Genomic DNA, 15,711 nt, shown 5'->3' with positions numbered 1-15,711 from the left:
GTTCAGAAGGTGTGAGTCTTGCGATCCGAATTGAGCATGCCGCCCAGGTGATCCTCGATGCGGCGGCGGGTCTGCCCCTTGTCGGAGGTGTTGAACTGGACTCCGATACCGCGCAGGCGGTTGCCCTGGGCCCGTGGCGGGGTGATCCACACCACCGTACAGGGCGTTGGCAGGCGATCGCCGTCGTCCAGCAGGGACAGCAGCAGGAAGACCTGATCGCCCAGCTTGTACGACTTGTCGGTAGGAATGAACAGCCCGCCGTTGCTCACAAAGGGCATGTACGCCGCATACAGCGCGGGTTTTTCCTTGATTGCCAAGGTCAGCATCCCTTGCCCGGCCATGAGCCCTCCCCGATTTCCACAGTGGTTTTTGCAGCGGCGCTCAGTATGCCCCGGAGCGCCCCCGGGATGCCAGCCGCCCCGCCGTCGTCTGCGCCAGCATGGCCGCCGCCATGTCTTCCAGCCGCAGCTGCGGGTTCAGCTGCGCGCGCGCCTGGCGCTGCCAGCGCCGCGATTCCTGGACCAGCGAGGCCAGTCCCCGCGCCCCGCGCTCGCGGGCAAAGGCCTGCAGCCGGTCCTGCGGGAACTGCGCGCCGAATCGATCCACCTCGCCGCTCGCCAGCCAGCGCTGGGCCGACAACAGCAGGGCCTGCCAGCGCGGCAGCAGGGTCTCCAGGTTGCAGCGCGCCAGCTGCGTGACCGCCGAATGCAGCTCACGAGCCTGCAACAGTTCCGCGAGGGCCTCACGTTCCTGTCGCCAGGCGGCGTGACGCTCGGGATCCGCCAGGAGTTCGGCCGCGACCACCGGGCGTCCGAGGCTGGCCGCCCAGGCCTCGTCCACCGCCGCAGGCTCCGGCGCGCCGGCGGCCAGCCAGTCACGTGCGGCCTCGAGATCCGGCGACGGAAGATGCAGATCCTGGCAGCGGCTGCGAATGGTGGCCGGCAGGGCCGAGGGTCGCGCGCTCTCGAGAACGATCAGCCCGCCCGCCGGGGGCTCTTCCAGTGTCTTGAGCAGCGCATTGGCCGCACTCGCGTTCATGGCGTCCGCCGGATGCAGCCGCAGCACGCGCCAGTCACCGGAGCCGCTGAGCGCCAGGAACTCACCGGCTTCGCGCACGGCATCCACCGGGATGTCCTTGCCCGACTCCGGCGGCATCACGTCGTGCAGCTCCGGATGCACGCCCCCGACAAAACTGCGGCACCCGCCACATTCCCCGCAGGCCGGCTGCGTGCCCGCAGCCCGTTCGCAGAACAGGCGCTGGAGCAGGGCCGTAACCAGCAGGCCCTTGCCCACGCCCTCGGCGCCGGTGACCAGCAGGCCACCGGGCAGATGCCCGGCCGCCGCACGCTGCACCAGCGTCTCCCAGGGCTGCGCGAGCCACGGCGGCACCGCGCCCGGCTCGTTCACGTGGACGCCTCCAGCAGACCGCGGCAGCGCAGCCCCTCGAGCATCCGCTGTGCCACGGTGGCGGCATCCGCCGAGGCATCCACCACCAGGTAGCGCTGCGGTTCTGCATCGGCCCGGCGCCGGTAAGCCGCGCGGGCACGTTCGAAAAATTCCTCTGCCTCGCGCTCGATGCGGTCCCGACGTCCCCGCTGCACGGCCCGCTCCAGCCCGGTTGCCGGGTCGATGTCGAGCAGGATCACCAGATCCGGGCGCAGATCGCCCTGCACCCAGTCCTCCAGTGCTGCAACCCGAGTGTCGCCCAGACCGCGCCCGCCGCCCTGGTAGGCAAAGCTCGCATCGGTAAAACGGTCGCTGACCACCCACTGTCCCGCATCCAGGGCCGGGCGGATCACTTCGGCGAGATGCTGCGCGCGCGCCGCGAACATCAGCAACAGCTCCGCTTCAGGGATCATCTCCGGCAGGTCCGGATCCAGCAACAGGCCGCGCAGGCGTTCGCCCAGCCCGGTGCCCCCGGGCTCGCGGGTCGCGCACACCCGCTGGCCGGCCGCCTCCAGTGCCTCGACCAGGGTTCCCATCTGGGTGGTCTTGCCGGCCCCTTCGATGCCCTCGAGGGTCAGGAATTGCCCCGTCATCAACGTCCCCTTCGGCCGTAGCGGCTCGCGTCGCCATCCAGCTGATAGCGAATCACGGCCTCGCGATGTTCGCGATAGGTCTCGGAAAAATGGTGGCTTCCATCATTGCGCGAGACAAAAAAGAACTCCCGGGTGTCCGCCGGCCGCGCGGCCGCTTCGATGGCGGCCCGGCCCGGCAGTGCGATGGGCGTCGGCGGAAGCCCTGGCCGGGTATAGGTGTTGTACGGATGATCCCGCTCCAGCTCCGCGCCCGTCAGTCGTTGCACGCCGGTCTCCTGCACATACAGCAGCGTGGGATCGGTCTGCAGCCGCATCCCCTCGCGCAGGCGATTCACGAACACGGCCGCCACCCGATCACGCTCGTCGCCGCGCCCGGTCTCGCGTTCCACGATCGAGGCCAGGATCAGCAGCTCGTACGGATCCTCCAGCGGCAGATCCTCGGAACGCCCCGCCCAGGCCGCATCCAGCGTGGCCCGCATTGCCTCGTGGCCACGCCGCAGGACGTCCAGCGAGTCGGTCCCGGAGCCGAAGAAATAGGTATCCGGCAGGAACCAGCCTTCGGGATGCTCGATGTCGTCGAGGCCCAGAACATCCGGCAGATTATGGACCCCTACCGACTCCGCCGGCGGGTCCAGTTCATCATGCCCGCGCACCGCAGCGAGTGCCTGGCGCACGGTCCAGCCTTCCGGCAGTGTCAGACGGTGCCGGACCACGTCGCCACGTGCCATGGCCTGGACCAGTTCCGCCGGGGTCATCCCGGCATCCACCGCGTACTCGCCGGCCTGGAGCCGGCCCGCCACACCCTGTCGCCGCGCATACACCTCGACCACCCGCGCCGACTCCACCCAGCCGCGGCGTTCGAACTCCCGGCTGAGGCTGCGCAACCCGGTCCCCGGCTGCAGCTCGAAGCGCTGCGACTCCTCCAGGGCCAGTGGCCGTTCCAGCTGGCCCCGATACCAGTCGGCCAGCCACAGCGCCCCGGCCGCGACCGCAACGAGCGTCAGTACGCCCGTTACCGCCATGATCTTCCTAATCCGTTTCATGCAGTGCCCTCCTGAGCGCCTGCAGGGCCGCAGGCTCGGTCCTCGCCGCCCCGCCCCCGATCAACACGCCCGCGGCCAGCCCCAGCCGCGCGTTGCTTACATACAGTCCGTCGGCGGCCTCCAGACGCTCGTACGTCGGCCAGGCGACCTCGGTGCTGACGCCGAATGCCTCGGCGTTTTCCAGCACCCAGGCACGCCGCGTGCCGGCGATTCCGGCCTCGTCGACCGGCGGTGTCACGAGGTGAGTCCCCTCGCGCAACCACAGGTTCCCCTGCGTGGCGCAGGTAATCCGGCCGACCGCGTCCTGCAGGATCGCCTCGTCCTCGCCCTCGCGCCAGTGCATGCGCGCCAGCACGTTTTCCAGGCGTCCCAGGTGCTTGATCCCGCCGAGGGCCGGATTGACGCTGGCCGGTATCGTCGAAAACCCGATGCGCAGCGGCGTCGCCTCCGCCGGGTCCGGACGCGACAGCTCCGGCCCGGCACGGACCAGCCGGGTGACCGCCGGCTGCGCCGGAGGCGCATAGCCCCGCGGGCCGCGGCCCCGGGTGAGCGTCAGACGCACCAGCCGTTCCCCCGGCCCCGCCGCCGCTTCGATTTCTTCGCGCAGCCGTTCCGGGTCCTGTGCGGGAAAGCCGAGGCGCTGCAGCCCCAGCTCCAGGCGCGCCCGATGCCAGGGCCACAGGCAGGCATGCCCCCGACGTACCAGCACCGTCTCGAACAGCCCGTCGCCCAGCAGCAGGCCGCGATCGTCGGCCGTCACCTCCGATCCGGAACCACCGTTCGCCCGACTCACCCCGCGCGCTCCACATCGGCACCCAGTGCATCCAGGAGCCCGCGCGCCTTGTGCCGCGTCTCTTCCAGCTCCTGGTCGGGGTCCGAATCGGCGACGATCCCGGCACCGGCGCGAAAACGCAGTTCCCGACCCCGAACCACCAGGGTACGGATCAGGATATTGGTATCCATGCGACCATGATCACTGACATAACCACAGGATCCGGTGTAGGCGCCGCGCGGCACACGGCCTTCCAGTTCCTGGATCACCTGCATGGAGCGGATCTTGGGGCATCCGGTGATCGTCCCGCCGGGGAAGGTCGCGCGCAGCAGTTGTTCCGCGCGCGTCCCCGGCCGCAGCCGGGCCGTGATGCTGGAGACGATGTGATGGACCCGGCGGTAGCTCTCGATGGTCATCAGCTCGGCGACCCGCACGCTGCCAGTGCGTGCCACACGACCCAGATCGTTGCGTTCCAGGTCCACCAGCATGACGTGCTCGGCGCGCTCCTTGAGGTTGACCTCCAGTTCGCCATACAGCTCACGATCGGCCCGCGCATCCGGATCGCGCCTGCGGGTCCCGGCGATCGGCCGGGTTTCGGCCACACCGTCCTGCGCCGACACCAGGCGTTCCGGCGAGGAGCTGATCACCTCCGCTCCCGGCAGCCGCAGCCAGGCCGCGAACGGCGCAGCGTTGGCACCCCGCAGGCGCCGATAGAGCTCGCCGGTATCCAGGGGCCGGTTCGCACGCGCGTGCCATTCGCGTGACAGGTTGGCCTGGAAGGTATCCCCGGCGCGGATGTACTCCAGCGCCCCGCGCACCGCCGCGCGGTAATATTCGGGATCGTCCTCCTCGATCTGCAGCGCCGGCAGGTGGCCGCCACCCGGGCCCGCCGCGGCATCCGCCGCCACCACCGCCAGATCGGCCTCCAGCTGCTCGCGTCGCGCGCGATCATCCCCGGCATCCACCCACCAGGTGACCCCTTCGTGATGATCGCGGATCAGCGCGGCGGGAAACCGCGTCGCAACGGCCGTCGGCAACCACGGATCCGGTGCGCAGTGTCCCAGCGCCGGTTCCAGGTACCAGGCGAATTCGTAGCCCACATACAGGAACCAGCCCCCGAAGAACGGCAGGTGGGCATGTTCGGGGGCCGGCGTGTACGCCGTCGGCGGAGACCCCAGATCGACATCGGCCGCCGACAGCAATGCGTCGCCATCGCCGGCGTCCAGCGTGCGCCCGGGGAACGCAAACAGGATGGAAAAGCGCGCCGGCGCCTGCCCGATCAGGGCCGACTCCAGCAGATGCGGATAACGCTGGGGGAAACGCCCTGCGAGGACCGCCAGATCGATCCCCGAGGGCAGCCTTTCGACGGCCATGCCCGCGCGAGGCCGGCGTCAGATGGCGCGGAACACCAGGGTTCCGTTGGTGCCGCCGAATCCGAAGGAGTTGGACAGGGCCACGCGGGTGTTCATGTCACGGGCCTCGTTGGCGACATAATCCAGATCGCAGCCTTCGCCCGGGTTGTCCAGGTTGATGGTTGGCGGCGAGACTTGATCACGCAGGGCCAGCGCGGTAAACACACCCTCGATCCCGCCCGCGGCACCCAGCAGGTGCCCGGTCATGGACTTGGTCGAATTGACCAGAAGGTTCTTCGCATGATCGCCGAAGGTCCGCTTGAGCCCCTCGGTCTCGGCCAGATCCCCGGCCGGGGTAGAGGTTCCGTGGGCGTTCACGTACCCCACTTCCTCCGGCTCAACGCCCGCGTCTTTCATGGCCCGGACCATGCACTTGGATGCCCCGCTGCCATCCTCGACCGGCTGGGTCATGTGATGGGCATCGGAATTCCAGGCGAAGCCGCCGATCTCGCAGTAGATGTTCGCGCCGCGGGCCTTCGCGTGCTCGTACTCCTCCAGGACCATCACCCCGGCCCCGTCACTGAGTACGAAACCGTCCCGGTCGGCGTCCCATGGCCGCGAGGCGCGGGCGGGATCGTCGTTGCGGGTCGACAGCGCGCGCGCCGCGGCAAAGCCGCCAATGCCCAGCGGCGTGGTGGCCATCTCGGCCCCGCCTGCAACCATCGCGTCGACATCGCCATAGGCGATCATGCGCGCGGCGTCGCCGATGTTGTGGGTGCCGGTGGCGCAGGCGGAGACGATGGAGATGTTCGGCCCCTCCAGTCCCCGCATGATGGAGAGATTCCCCGCCACCATATTGATGATGGCACTGGGCACGAAGAACGGAGAGATCTTGCGGGCCCCGCCCTTCAGGTAGGCACCGTAGGAACGCTCGATGTAGGGCAGTCCCCCGATGCCGGAACCGATCGCGACACCGATCCGCTCCGGATCGGAACTGTCCGCGGACAGACCGGAATCATCCAGGGCCTGGAGCCCCGCCGCCAGACCATAGATGACAAACGTGTCCATCTTCTTCTGGTCCTTGACCGGGACATAGTCATTGGCATTGAAGTCCCGCACCGCGCCGGAAATCTTGACCGGCATGTCCGAGGCATCGAACACGTCGATGGGCGTGATCCCGCTCTTCCCGGCCTTGATGCTGGACCAGGCCTGGTCGATGGTGGATCCGACCGGGGACACGATGCCGAGGCCGGTGACCACAACACGTCGCTTAGCCAATGATGTTCTCCCTCGAAAGACGGCTGCACGCAGACGACGAAAAGGGGGCGCCCGGCGCGGGCGCGCACCCCATCGCCGCGACCATGGACCGGATCAGTCCTTGGCGTGCTCGTTGATGTAGTCGATCGCCTGCTGCACGGTGGTGATCTTTTCGGCCTGCTCGTCGGGGATTTCCGTTTCGAATTCCTCCTCGAGCGCCATCACGAGTTCGACGGTGTCAAGCGAGTCCGCGCCCAGATCGTCGACGAAAGCGGCGGCGTTCGTGACATCCTCTTCCTTGACTCCCAGCTGCTCGACAACGATTTTCTTGACGCGTTCTTCAATGCTGCTCATGGTTGAAACATCCCCTTGGATATGAGGCGGGTCCGGTAAAGGTCCGCCATTCTATTGAAAAGCACCGCCGTGATCCACAACCCCGGCGGAGGGCTCCGCGTAACGGGCCCGCGGCTCAGTGCATGAACATGCCGCCATTGACGTGCAGGGTCTCGCCGGTAATGTACCCGGCCTCGTCGGACGCCAGAAAGCCCACCGCCGCGGCCACTTCTTCGGCATCACCCAGCCGGCCCAGCGGGATCTCGCCCAGCAGCCGTTCGCGCGTCGCCTCGTCCAGCTCGCGCGTCATGTCGGTGTCGATGAACCCGGGGGCCACGGTGTTGACGGTGATGTTGCGGGCGCCCACCTCGCGCGCCAGGGAGCGGGCGAAGCCGGCCAGCCCGGCCTTGGCCGCGGCGTAGTTGGTCTGTCCGGCATTCCCGGCCGTCCCGACCACCGAGCCGATCAGCACCACCCGCCCGCGGCGGGCCTTCATCATGCCCTTGATCACTTTCTGCGTGAGCCGGGCGGCCGCGGTTAGGTTGGTGTCGATCACCGCATCCCAGTCCTCGTCCTTCAGGCGCATGAACAGGTTGTCGCGGGTGATGCCGGCGTTGTTCACCAGTACCTCGATGGCGCCCTCGGTCGCCTGAATGTCCTCCAGCGCGGTCCTGACCGATTCGGCATCGGTGACGTCCATGGCGACCCCGCGGCCACCCCAGGGGGCCAGGGCCTCCGAGATCCGGCCGGCGCCGGCGTCACTGGTGGCGGTGCCCACCACCTGCATGCCCTGTTCCGCCAGACGGCGGGCGATGGCCGCGCCAATGCCGCGGCTCGCCCCGGTCACGAGAGCGATTCGTTGGTTTTCCGACATCAACGGTTTCCTTGCTGTTGGGAAATGGGCGGTCAGCCGGCGGTCAGCCGGTCACGAACGCTTTCCAGCGTGGCCCGATCGGCCACGTCCGGATGATCAATCGAACGGTCGATGCGTTTCGCCAGCCCGGTCAGCACCCGACCGGGACCACATTCCACCTGCACGCCGGCGCCCGCATCGCGCAGCCCCTGCACGGTTTCCACCCAGCGCACCGGGCGGTACAGCTGCTCCGCCAGACGGACCTTGAGGCTGTCCACATCGCTCGCCGGTTCGGCGGTCGCGTTCTGCCACACGGGGATCTGCGGGGCACGGAATTCGGCGGTGTCCAGCGCCGCCTGCAAACGTTCGGCCGCCGGGCGCATCAACGCACAGTGGGAGGGGACCGAGACCGGCAGCTTCAGCGCCCGTTTGGCGCCCGCATCGCGCGCCGCCGACACCGCGCGGTCCACGGCCCCGGCCGTGCCGGCGATCACCACCTGTCCCGGCGCATTGAAGTTCACCGCCTCCAGAGTGTCACCGTCGGCCTGTGCCTCGCACAGGCCGATCACGTCGGCATCCTCCAGGCCGAGGATCGCGGCCATGGCTCCCTCCCCTGCGGGCACGGCGTCCTGCATGGCCCGGGCGCGCTCGGCGACCAGACTCACCGCATCCCGAAACCGCAGGGCCCCGGCCGCGACCAGGGCGCTGTACTCGCCCAGGCTGTGGCCGGCCACCGCCATGGGCTCCGGCACCCCCTGTTCACGCAGCATCCGCCAGCAGGCCACGCCGGCCGCCAGCATCACCGGCTGGGTCCAGCGGGTCTCGTCGAGCTGTTCCGCCGGTCCGTGCTGTACCAGGCTCCACAGGTCGGCATCCAGGCAGTCCGAGGCTTCCTGAAAGGTATCGCGTACCACGGCGAAATCATCGCCGACATCGGCGAGCATGCCCACCGACTGGGACCCCTGTCCCGGAAAAACCGCTGCCCAGGAAACTGTCATGGTTCGTGTCCGAAATTCACTGGATGAGAAAGCGGGCGTAGTTTAGGCGTTGACGCCGCCCCCGGCAAACCCCGAAACGCGACCGGCACCGTATCCGTAAAACGAAAAACAGGGGGTTTCCCTTGAGTTCCGTCCACGCATCCGCATAATGTCGCAACCCTGACTCATTACGCGAGGAACTGCATGGCGAAGGAAGACGAAATCGAGCTCGAAGGAACGGTCGTCGAGACGCTCCCCAACACCACCTTCCGGGTGGAGCTCGAGAACGGGCACACGATCACCGCGCACATCTCCGGGAAGATGCGCAAGCACTATATCCGGATCCTGCGCGGCGACAAGGTCATCGTGCAGATGACGCCCTACGACCTGAGCAAGGGTCGCATCGTCTACCGCAACAAGTAAGCGCGCCACAGTCTCCCCGGCATGCAAAAGGCCGGCGCCCCGAGGGGTGCCGGCCTTTTTCGTGAGGGACACCACAGGCTCGTGGTGTCCCGTTCGTGGTCGGATCAGGAAGAGACGGCGGGTTCGTGGATATCCATCTCGAGACCGTCCTCGCCCAGGCGCACGGTCACTTCGCCACCCTGCGCCAGCTTGCCGAACAGGAGTTCGTCCGCCAGCGGCTTCTTGATGTGCTCCTGGATGGTCCGCCCCATCGGCCGCGCACCCATCTGCGCGTCGTAGCCGTGCTCGGCCAGCCAGGCGCGCGCCTCGGATTCCACCGTCAGGGTCACCTTCTTCTCGTCCAGCTGGGCCTGGAGCTGGGTGAGGAACTTGTCGACCACGTTCAGGATGGTCGCCTCGTCCAGCGGGCCGAACTGGATGGTGGCATCCAGACGGTTGCGGAATTCCGGGGTGAACGTCCGCTTGATGGCCTCCATCGCGTCGGTGGAGTGATCCTTGCGCGTGAAGCCCACCGACGGCCGCGAAGCCGCTTCGGCACCGGCGTTGGTGGTCATCACCAGGATCACGTTGCGGAAATCCACTTCCCGCCCGTTGGCGTCGGTCAGCGTGCCGTGGTCCATCACCTGCAGCAGCACGTTGAACACGTCCGGGTGCGCCTTTTCGATCTCGTCCAGCAACAGCACCGAATGCGGATGCTTGAGGATGGCATCCGTCAGCAGGCCGCCCTCGTCGTAGCCGACATAACCCGGCGGCGCACCGATCAGCCGCGAGACCGTGTGGCGCTCCATGTATTCGGACATGTCGAAGCGGGCCAGATGGATACCCATCTGCTGGGCCAGCTGACGCGTGACCTCGGTCTTGCCGACACCGGTCGGACCGGCGAACAGGAAGGAACCGATCGGCTTGTCCTGGTCACCCAGGCCGGAACGCGACATCTTGATGGCCGTGCTCAGGGTGCCGATCGCCTCGTCCTGACCGAACACCGTCATCTTCAGGTTGCGTTCCAGGTTGCGCAGGGTCTCCTTGTCGGTGCTGGACACCGATTTCGGCGGGATGCGCGCGATCTTGGCCACGATGTTCTCGATGTCCTGCACGCCGATGGTCTTCTTGCGCTGGCTCACCGGCAGCAGCTGGCGACTGGCACCGGCCTCGTCGATCAGGTCGATCGCCTTGTCCGGCAGGAAGCGATCGGTGATGTAGCGGTCCGACAGCTCCGCCGCAGCCTGCAGCGCCGGCTTGGTAAAGCGCACGTTGTGGTGCGACTCGAAACGCGACTTGAGCCCGCGCAGGATCTGGTAGGTCTCGTCCACCGTCGGTTCCGGCACCTCGATCTTCTGGAAGCGCCGCGCCAGCGCGCGGTCCTTCTCGAAGATGCCGCGATACTCCTGATAGGTGGTCGAACCGATGCACTTGAGCTCACCGGAGGCCAGCATCGGCTTGATCAGGTTCGAGGCATCCATTACCCCGCCGGACGCGGCACCGGCCCCGATGATGGTATGGATCTCGTCGATGAACAGGACCGCGGCGGGTTCCTTCTTGAGCTGGGCGAGCACCCCTTTCAGGCGTTTTTCGAAGTCGCCGCGATACTTGGTTCCGGCCACCAGCGCGCCCAGGTCCAGGGCATAGACCGTGGCTTCCTCGATCGCTTCCGGCACCTGGCCATCGACCACACGCCGCGCCAGCCCCTCGGCGATCGCGGTCTTGCCGACCCCGGCCTCGCCCACCAGCAGCGGGTTGTTCTTGCGCCGCCGGCAGAGGATCTGGATGGTGCGCTCGATCTCGTGGTCCCGCCCGATCAGCGGGTCGATCTCGTCATTGCGCGCCTTCTCGTTGAGGTTGGTCGCGTACAGCTGCAGCGCGTTGGTCTTTTCTTCGGTCACCGTCTCGCCCTGCTGCTCGGAGGATTCCTCCGCCTGCTCCTGGTGAATCTGGCCGAGCTCGTCCTCGCCGACCTTCGAGATACCGTGGGAAATGAAGTTGACCACGTCCAGACGCGAGATGTTCTGCTGGCCCAGCACGTACAGCGCCTGACTGTCCTGCTCGCCGAACAGCGCCACCAGGACGTTGGCCCCGGAGACCTCCTTGCGACCACTGGACTGCACGTGGAACACCGCGCGCTGCAGGACCCGCTGAAAACCGAGGGTCGGCTGGGTCTCGCGCGTGTCGTTCGGCGGGATCCGCGGGGTGTTTTCGTCGATGTAGGCCTCCAGTTCGTCGCGGATCCGGTCAAGATCCGCACCGCAGGCACGCAGTACGGTGGCTGCACTGGGGTTCTGGGCCAGGGCCATCAGCAAGTGCTCCACGGTCACGAACTCGTGGCGTTTCTCGCGGGCCTCCTTGAAGACCAGGTTCAGACTGAATTCGAGTTCCTTGTCGAGCATGGGGGTCAGGCCTCCTCCATCGAGCATAGCAGTGGGTGCTGATGGCTCCGGGCGTATTCATTCACCTGGGCCACCTTGGTCTCGGCGACATCGCGGGTATAGATGCCGCACACGCCCTTGCCCCGGGTATGCACCTGCAGCATCACCCGGGTGGCCTTCTCGCGATCCATGCCGAAGAAGGTCTCCAGGACCTCCACCACGAATTCCATCGGCGTGTAGTCGTCGTTGTTCAACACGACCTTGTACTGCCGTGGCGGCTTGAGTTCCGGCCTCGATTCGTCGACCGCAACGGAATCGTCGTGATCGGGTTGGCGGGGCTTGTCGTCACTCATTTCTCGGTCCAGCTCGCACTCGTGGCGCCCTCGGGCACCGCGTGTTCATTTCTGTAGAGTCCTGACATCATCGAACGGTTCCCGGCGCTTGCCAAGTGTCCGCATGGCGCGGGAGGCCTGCCCCTGCGGGAGGCCCTGCCCCTGTGGGAGGCCAGCCCCTTGGCCGATCGGTCATGCCTGATCGCGCAGAGGGCTGCGCTCCCACAGGGGCAGGCCTCCCACCACAGGCTGGCCTCCCACAGGCTGCATCTCCACTGGCTGCCTGCGCCCGGGTCGTTCAGTCGTCCATGTGGCGGATCATCGCCTCGCCGAAGGCGGAGCAGGCGATCGGTTCCACCCCGTCCATCAGCCGCGCAAAGTCATACGTCACCTCGCCGGCGGCGATCGCGCCCTCCATGCCGCGCACCACGAGATCCGCCCCCTCGGTCCAGCCCAGGTGGCGCAGCATCATCTCGGCCGACAGCACCAGCGAGCCCGGATTGACCTTGTCCTGGCCGGCATACTTGGGCGCGGTACCGTGCGTGGCCTCGAACATCGCGGTGGTGTCCGAGATGTTGGCCCCGGGGGCGATGCCGATCCCGCCGACCTGGGCAGCCAGGGCGTCGGAGATATAGTCCCCGTTCAGGTTCAGGGTGGCGATCACCGAGTAGTCCTCCGGGCGCAGCAGGATCTGCTGCAGGAAGGCATCCGCGATGACGTCCTTGATTACGATCTCGCGACCGGTCTTCGGGTTCCGGAACACCTGCCACGGGCCACCGTCGAGGTCCTCGGCACCGAATTCCTCGCGCGCCAGCTCGTAGCCCCAGGCCTTGAAGGAGCCCTCGGTGAATTTCATGATGTTGCCCTTGTGCACCAGGGTCACCGACGGGCGGTCATTGTCGATCGCGTACTGGATGGCCTGGCGCACGAGGCGCTTCGTGCCCTCGCTGGAGACCGGCTTCACGCCAATGCCGGCGGTATCCGGGAAACGGATCTCGCGCACGCCCATCTCGTCCTGCAGGAAGCCGATCAGCTTTTTCGCCTCGGGCGTGCCGGATTCGAACTCGATGCCGGCGTAGATATCCTCCGAGTTCTCGCGGAAGATCACCATGTCGGTCTTTTCCGGCTCCTTCAGCGGGCTGGGCGTGCCCTGGTAGTAGCGCACCGGACGCAGACAGACATACAGATCCAGCTTCTGCCGCAGCGCCACGTTCAGCGAACGGAAGCCGCCGCCCACCGGAGTGGTCAGCGGGCCCTTGATCGAAACCTTGTACTCGCGCACCGCATCCAGCGTCTCATCGGGCAGACCGGAGTCATCGTCGTAGACCTGCGTGGCCTTCTCGCCGGCATAGACTTCCATCCACTCGATCGCCTTCTGGCCGCCATAGGCCTTCTCCACCGCCGCATCCGTCACCCGGCGCATCACCGGGGTGATGTCCACGCCGATGCCGTCCCCCTCGATATAGGGGATCACCGGGTGGTCGGGCACCACCAGGCCGCCGTCCTTGCCCACCTCGATGGGTTGGCCTTTCTCCGGGATGCGAATGTGCTGGTACGCCATGAAGACTCCTTTTGCAGCGCCGTGTCATTGGGATTTGGATTTCGGCGATTATACATGGCCTCCGTGGCCTTCGCCGCCGGGCGGCGGGTATCATTGCGCCATGAATGAACGCCTGCGCTGCCATATCACCGTCGCTGCGGTCATCGAGGATCGAGGCCGCTTCCTGTTTGTCGAGGAAGAGGATGCGGGCCTGCGCGTTCTCAATCAGCCCGCGGGCCACCTGGACCCGGACGAGGACCTGATCGCCGCAGTGCGGCGCGAGGTCCGCGAAGAGACGGCCCTCGAATTCGCCCCGCAGCACTCGCTGGGCTGCGACCTGCTGCGTCTGGCCGACGGCGCGGTCATCCTGCGCGTGGCCTTCACCGGCACGGTGTCGACACCGGCGCAGCCGATCCGCCGCGACCCCGCAATCCTTGCCACCCACTGGCTGGATGCCGCCACCGCGCTGAACGGTCATCGCCTGCGCAGCCCGCTGGTGGCCCGCAGCCTGCGACGCTGGGAATCGGGTCTGCGCCTGCCGCTGGAATCTGCCGGCGAACTCGTCGACAACGTGCGGCCCGCCCCCGCACGCCCCGAGGAATGAGCCGCATGGCCACCAGTGAACGCATCATCGTCGGGCTCTCCGGCGGCGTGGATTCGGCGGTCGCCGCCCTGCGCCTCCTGCAGACGGGACACCGCGTCGAAGGCCTGTTCATGAAGAACTGGGAAGACGATGACGCGGACGGCCACTGTGCCGCGGAAGACGACTACGCGATGGCCCGCGAGGTCGCGGCCACCCTGGAGATCCCGTTGCACAAGGCGAACTTCGCCGAGGATTACCGCCAGCGGGTCTTCGCCCACTTTCTCCACGAGTACCGCGCCGGCCGCACCCCCAACCCGGACATCCTGTGCAACCGCGAGATCAAGTTCCGCGCCTTTCTCGAGCAGGCCCAGGCACTGGGCGCCGACGCCATCGCCACCGGCCACTATGCCCGCGCCTGGCACGGCCCCGACCACAGCGAACTGCGACTCGCCGCGGACGCCAACAAGGACCAGACCTATTTCCTGCACGCCCTGGATCAGGCGCAGCTCCGCCCGGCCCGCTTCCCGCTGGGCGACCTGCCCAAGGAACGGGTGCGCGAGCTGGCATACGAGCACGGCCTGCCCAATCACGCGCGCAAGGATTCCACCGGCATCTGTTTCATCGGCGAACGCCCGTTCCGCGAATTCCTCGCCCGTTATCTCGAGGGCAGCGAGGGCGACATCTGCACCCCGGACGGTCGCGTGGTCGCCCGCCATCACGGCCTGATGTTCTACACCCTGGGGCAGCGTCAGGGACTGGGCATCGGCGGGGTCGAAGGCGCGGCCGATGCCCCCTGGTACGTGGTCGACAAGGACCTCGCGGGCAACCGACTGATCGTGGCGCAGAATTCGGCCCATCCGCTGCTGATGAGCCCGGAGCTGACGACCGAACCCGTGCACTGGATCCACCGTCGCCCGACCCACGGGGAAACCCTGCAGGCGCGTCTGCGTCATCGCCAGCCGCTGCAGGACTGTCGGGTCCACCCGGAGGCGGACGGACGCGCACGCGTGGTCTTCGATCAGCCGCAACGTGCGGCCACGCCCGGCCAGTCCATCGTGTTCTATCGCGACGGCACCTGCCTGGGGGGCGGCGTGATTGCCACACGCCACACCCTGTCCGCGGACACCCCGGCGGCCGCCGGGGCATGAGTCCGGAGGGCGGTTTCCGGTATAGTGCCTCTCCTGATACCCAGACCCGGACGGACACGGCTTGGAGCGCAGCGACCACAACCGCACCCTGGCACTGGCGGCCATCTTTCAGGCCGCGAGCCTGGTCAAGGACCTGGCCTGGCGAGGCTCCTGCGACGAATACGAGCTGGAGGTCCTGATCGGAAGCCTGTTCGCCTTCGACTCGACCACGCCCGAGGAGATCTATCGCGGCGAAGTCAGCCTGCGTACCGGGCTGGAACGCGTACGGACCCAGCTGGAAAGCGGCGGCAAGCCGCCGGACATGGAGATCACCCGCTACGCGGTGGGGCTGATCTTTCTCGAGCGCAAGCTGCAGAAGCGCGGCGACATGATGCAGCAGCTGGCCGACGGCCTGCAGGGCGCCCAGCGGCAGGTGGACTACTTCACCCTGACCCACGAGAGCGTGATCTCGCGGCTGGGCGAGATCTACAAGGAGACCATCTCCGAGCTCGGCCCCCGCATCATCGTCCAGGGCGAACAGAACAATCTATCCAACCCGGATACCGCGGCCCGTATTCGCGCGCTGCTCCTGGCCGGCATCCGCGGCGCCGTACTCTGGCGCCAGGCCGGCGGCTCGCGCTGGAAGCTCCTGTTCGGGCGCAAGCGCCTGATGAACGAGGCCGACCGCATTCTTCAACGTCTCAACACCTGAATCGGATG

Annotated in this window: 17 protein-coding genes; 4 read left to right on the top strand and 13 right to left on the bottom strand. The window is 67.4% G+C overall.

The features are described 5' to 3' along the window. Positions 1-2: 2 nt before the first annotated feature. The 10 genes from C998_RS0103180 to fabD form a co-directional block, all read right to left on the bottom strand. Complete coding sequence (locus tag C998_RS0103180; RefSeq protein WP_018869403.1) at positions 3-341, bottom strand: PilZ domain-containing protein; 339 nt, start codon at positions 339-341, stop codon at positions 3-5. Between the two features lie 40 nt (positions 342-381). Then, a complete protein-coding gene (locus tag C998_RS0103175; protein ID WP_018869402.1) occupies positions 382-1,407 on the bottom strand; it encodes a DNA polymerase III subunit delta' in 1,026 nt (341 codons plus the stop codon). Beyond that, a complete protein-coding gene (gene tmk, locus C998_RS0103170; protein WP_018869401.1) occupies positions 1,404-2,039 on the bottom strand; it encodes a dTMP kinase in 636 nt (211 codons plus the stop codon). The genes C998_RS0103175 and tmk overlap by 4 nt, the downstream gene beginning before the upstream one ends. Further along, positions 2,039-3,082 carry an endolytic transglycosylase MltG gene (gene mltG / locus C998_RS0103165; RefSeq protein ID WP_026279456.1) on the bottom strand — a complete coding sequence of 348 codons (1,044 nt, stop codon included), beginning with the start codon at positions 3,080-3,082 and terminating at the stop codon, positions 2,039-2,041. Before mltG ends, tmk begins: the two co-directional genes overlap by 1 nt. Next, entirely contained in the window at positions 3,069-3,875 is an 807-nt protein-coding gene (locus C998_RS0103160; RefSeq protein ID WP_196799371.1) for an aminotransferase class IV, read from the bottom strand. Before C998_RS0103160 ends, mltG begins: the two co-directional genes overlap by 14 nt. Further along, on the bottom strand, positions 3,872-5,227 hold the full coding sequence (locus C998_RS0103155; protein WP_018869398.1) for an aminodeoxychorismate synthase component I: 1,356 nt from the start codon (positions 5,225-5,227) through the stop codon (positions 3,872-3,874). The genes C998_RS0103160 and C998_RS0103155 overlap by 4 nt, the downstream gene beginning before the upstream one ends. An 18-nt stretch (positions 5,228-5,245) precedes the next feature. Further along, the gene (gene fabF / locus C998_RS0103150; protein WP_018869397.1) at positions 5,246-6,466 is read right to left on the bottom strand and encodes a beta-ketoacyl-ACP synthase II; all 1,221 of its coding nucleotides are present in this window, start codon (positions 6,464-6,466) and stop codon (positions 5,246-5,248) included. A gap of 111 nt (positions 6,467-6,577) precedes the next feature. Beyond that, complete coding sequence (acpP, locus tag C998_RS0103145; protein ID WP_018869396.1) at positions 6,578-6,817, bottom strand: acyl carrier protein; 240 nt, start codon at positions 6,815-6,817, stop codon at positions 6,578-6,580. A 115-nt stretch (positions 6,818-6,932) separates the two neighbouring features. Beyond that, a complete protein-coding gene (fabG, locus tag C998_RS0103140; RefSeq protein WP_018869395.1) occupies positions 6,933-7,670 on the bottom strand; it encodes a 3-oxoacyl-ACP reductase FabG in 738 nt (245 codons plus the stop codon). A gap of 32 nt (positions 7,671-7,702) precedes the next feature. After that, a complete protein-coding gene (gene fabD / locus C998_RS0103135; RefSeq protein ID WP_081617407.1) occupies positions 7,703-8,647 on the bottom strand; it encodes an ACP S-malonyltransferase in 945 nt (314 codons plus the stop codon). A 183-nt stretch (positions 8,648-8,830) separates the two neighbouring features. Between fabD and infA the strand changes: the two genes are divergently transcribed. Then, positions 8,831-9,049 carry a translation initiation factor IF-1 gene (gene infA, locus C998_RS0103130; RefSeq protein WP_018861401.1) on the top strand — a complete coding sequence of 73 codons (219 nt, stop codon included), beginning with the start codon at positions 8,831-8,833 and terminating at the stop codon, positions 9,047-9,049. A gap of 104 nt (positions 9,050-9,153) precedes the next feature. Here the strand turns inward: infA and clpA are convergent, their stop codons facing one another. The 3 genes from clpA to icd form a co-directional block, all read right to left on the bottom strand. Then, positions 9,154-11,430, bottom strand: a complete 2,277-nt coding sequence (gene clpA / locus C998_RS0103125; RefSeq protein WP_018869393.1) for an ATP-dependent Clp protease ATP-binding subunit ClpA — start codon at positions 11,428-11,430, stop codon at positions 9,154-9,156. A 5-nt stretch (positions 11,431-11,435) separates the two neighbouring features. Further along, positions 11,436-11,762 carry an ATP-dependent Clp protease adapter ClpS gene (gene clpS, locus C998_RS0103120; RefSeq protein ID WP_018869392.1) on the bottom strand — a complete coding sequence of 109 codons (327 nt, stop codon included), beginning with the start codon at positions 11,760-11,762 and terminating at the stop codon, positions 11,436-11,438. Positions 11,763-12,039: 277 nt separating this feature from the next. Next, entirely contained in the window at positions 12,040-13,302 is a 1,263-nt protein-coding gene (gene icd, locus C998_RS0103115; protein ID WP_018869391.1) for an NADP-dependent isocitrate dehydrogenase, read from the bottom strand. A gap of 100 nt (positions 13,303-13,402) precedes the next feature. Between icd and C998_RS0103110 the strand changes: the two genes are divergently transcribed. The 3 genes from C998_RS0103110 (at position 13,403) to hflD (ending at position 15,703) form a co-directional block, all read left to right on the top strand. Continuing rightward, positions 13,403-13,885 carry an NUDIX domain-containing protein gene (locus C998_RS0103110; RefSeq protein ID WP_018869390.1) on the top strand — a complete coding sequence of 161 codons (483 nt, stop codon included), beginning with the start codon at positions 13,403-13,405 and terminating at the stop codon, positions 13,883-13,885. A gap of 5 nt (positions 13,886-13,890) precedes the next feature. Then, positions 13,891-15,012, top strand: a complete 1,122-nt coding sequence (gene mnmA / locus C998_RS0103105) for a tRNA 2-thiouridine(34) synthase MnmA (RefSeq protein ID WP_018869389.1) — start codon at positions 13,891-13,893, stop codon at positions 15,010-15,012. A gap of 61 nt (positions 15,013-15,073) precedes the next feature. Further along, positions 15,074-15,703, top strand: coding sequence for a high frequency lysogenization protein HflD (gene hflD, locus C998_RS0103100; protein WP_018869388.1), 630 nt, complete (start codon positions 15,074-15,076; stop codon positions 15,701-15,703). The last annotated feature ends 8 nt before the right edge of the window (positions 15,704-15,711 follow it).

Origin of the sequence: Thioalkalivibrio sp. ALgr3, from assembly GCF_000377325.1 — a bacterium.
GTDB lineage: Bacteria > Pseudomonadota > Gammaproteobacteria > Ectothiorhodospirales > Ectothiorhodospiraceae > Thioalkalivibrio.
The sequence above is the reverse complement of the archived record's forward strand: the minus strand, read 5'-3'. Positions and strand labels throughout refer to the sequence as shown.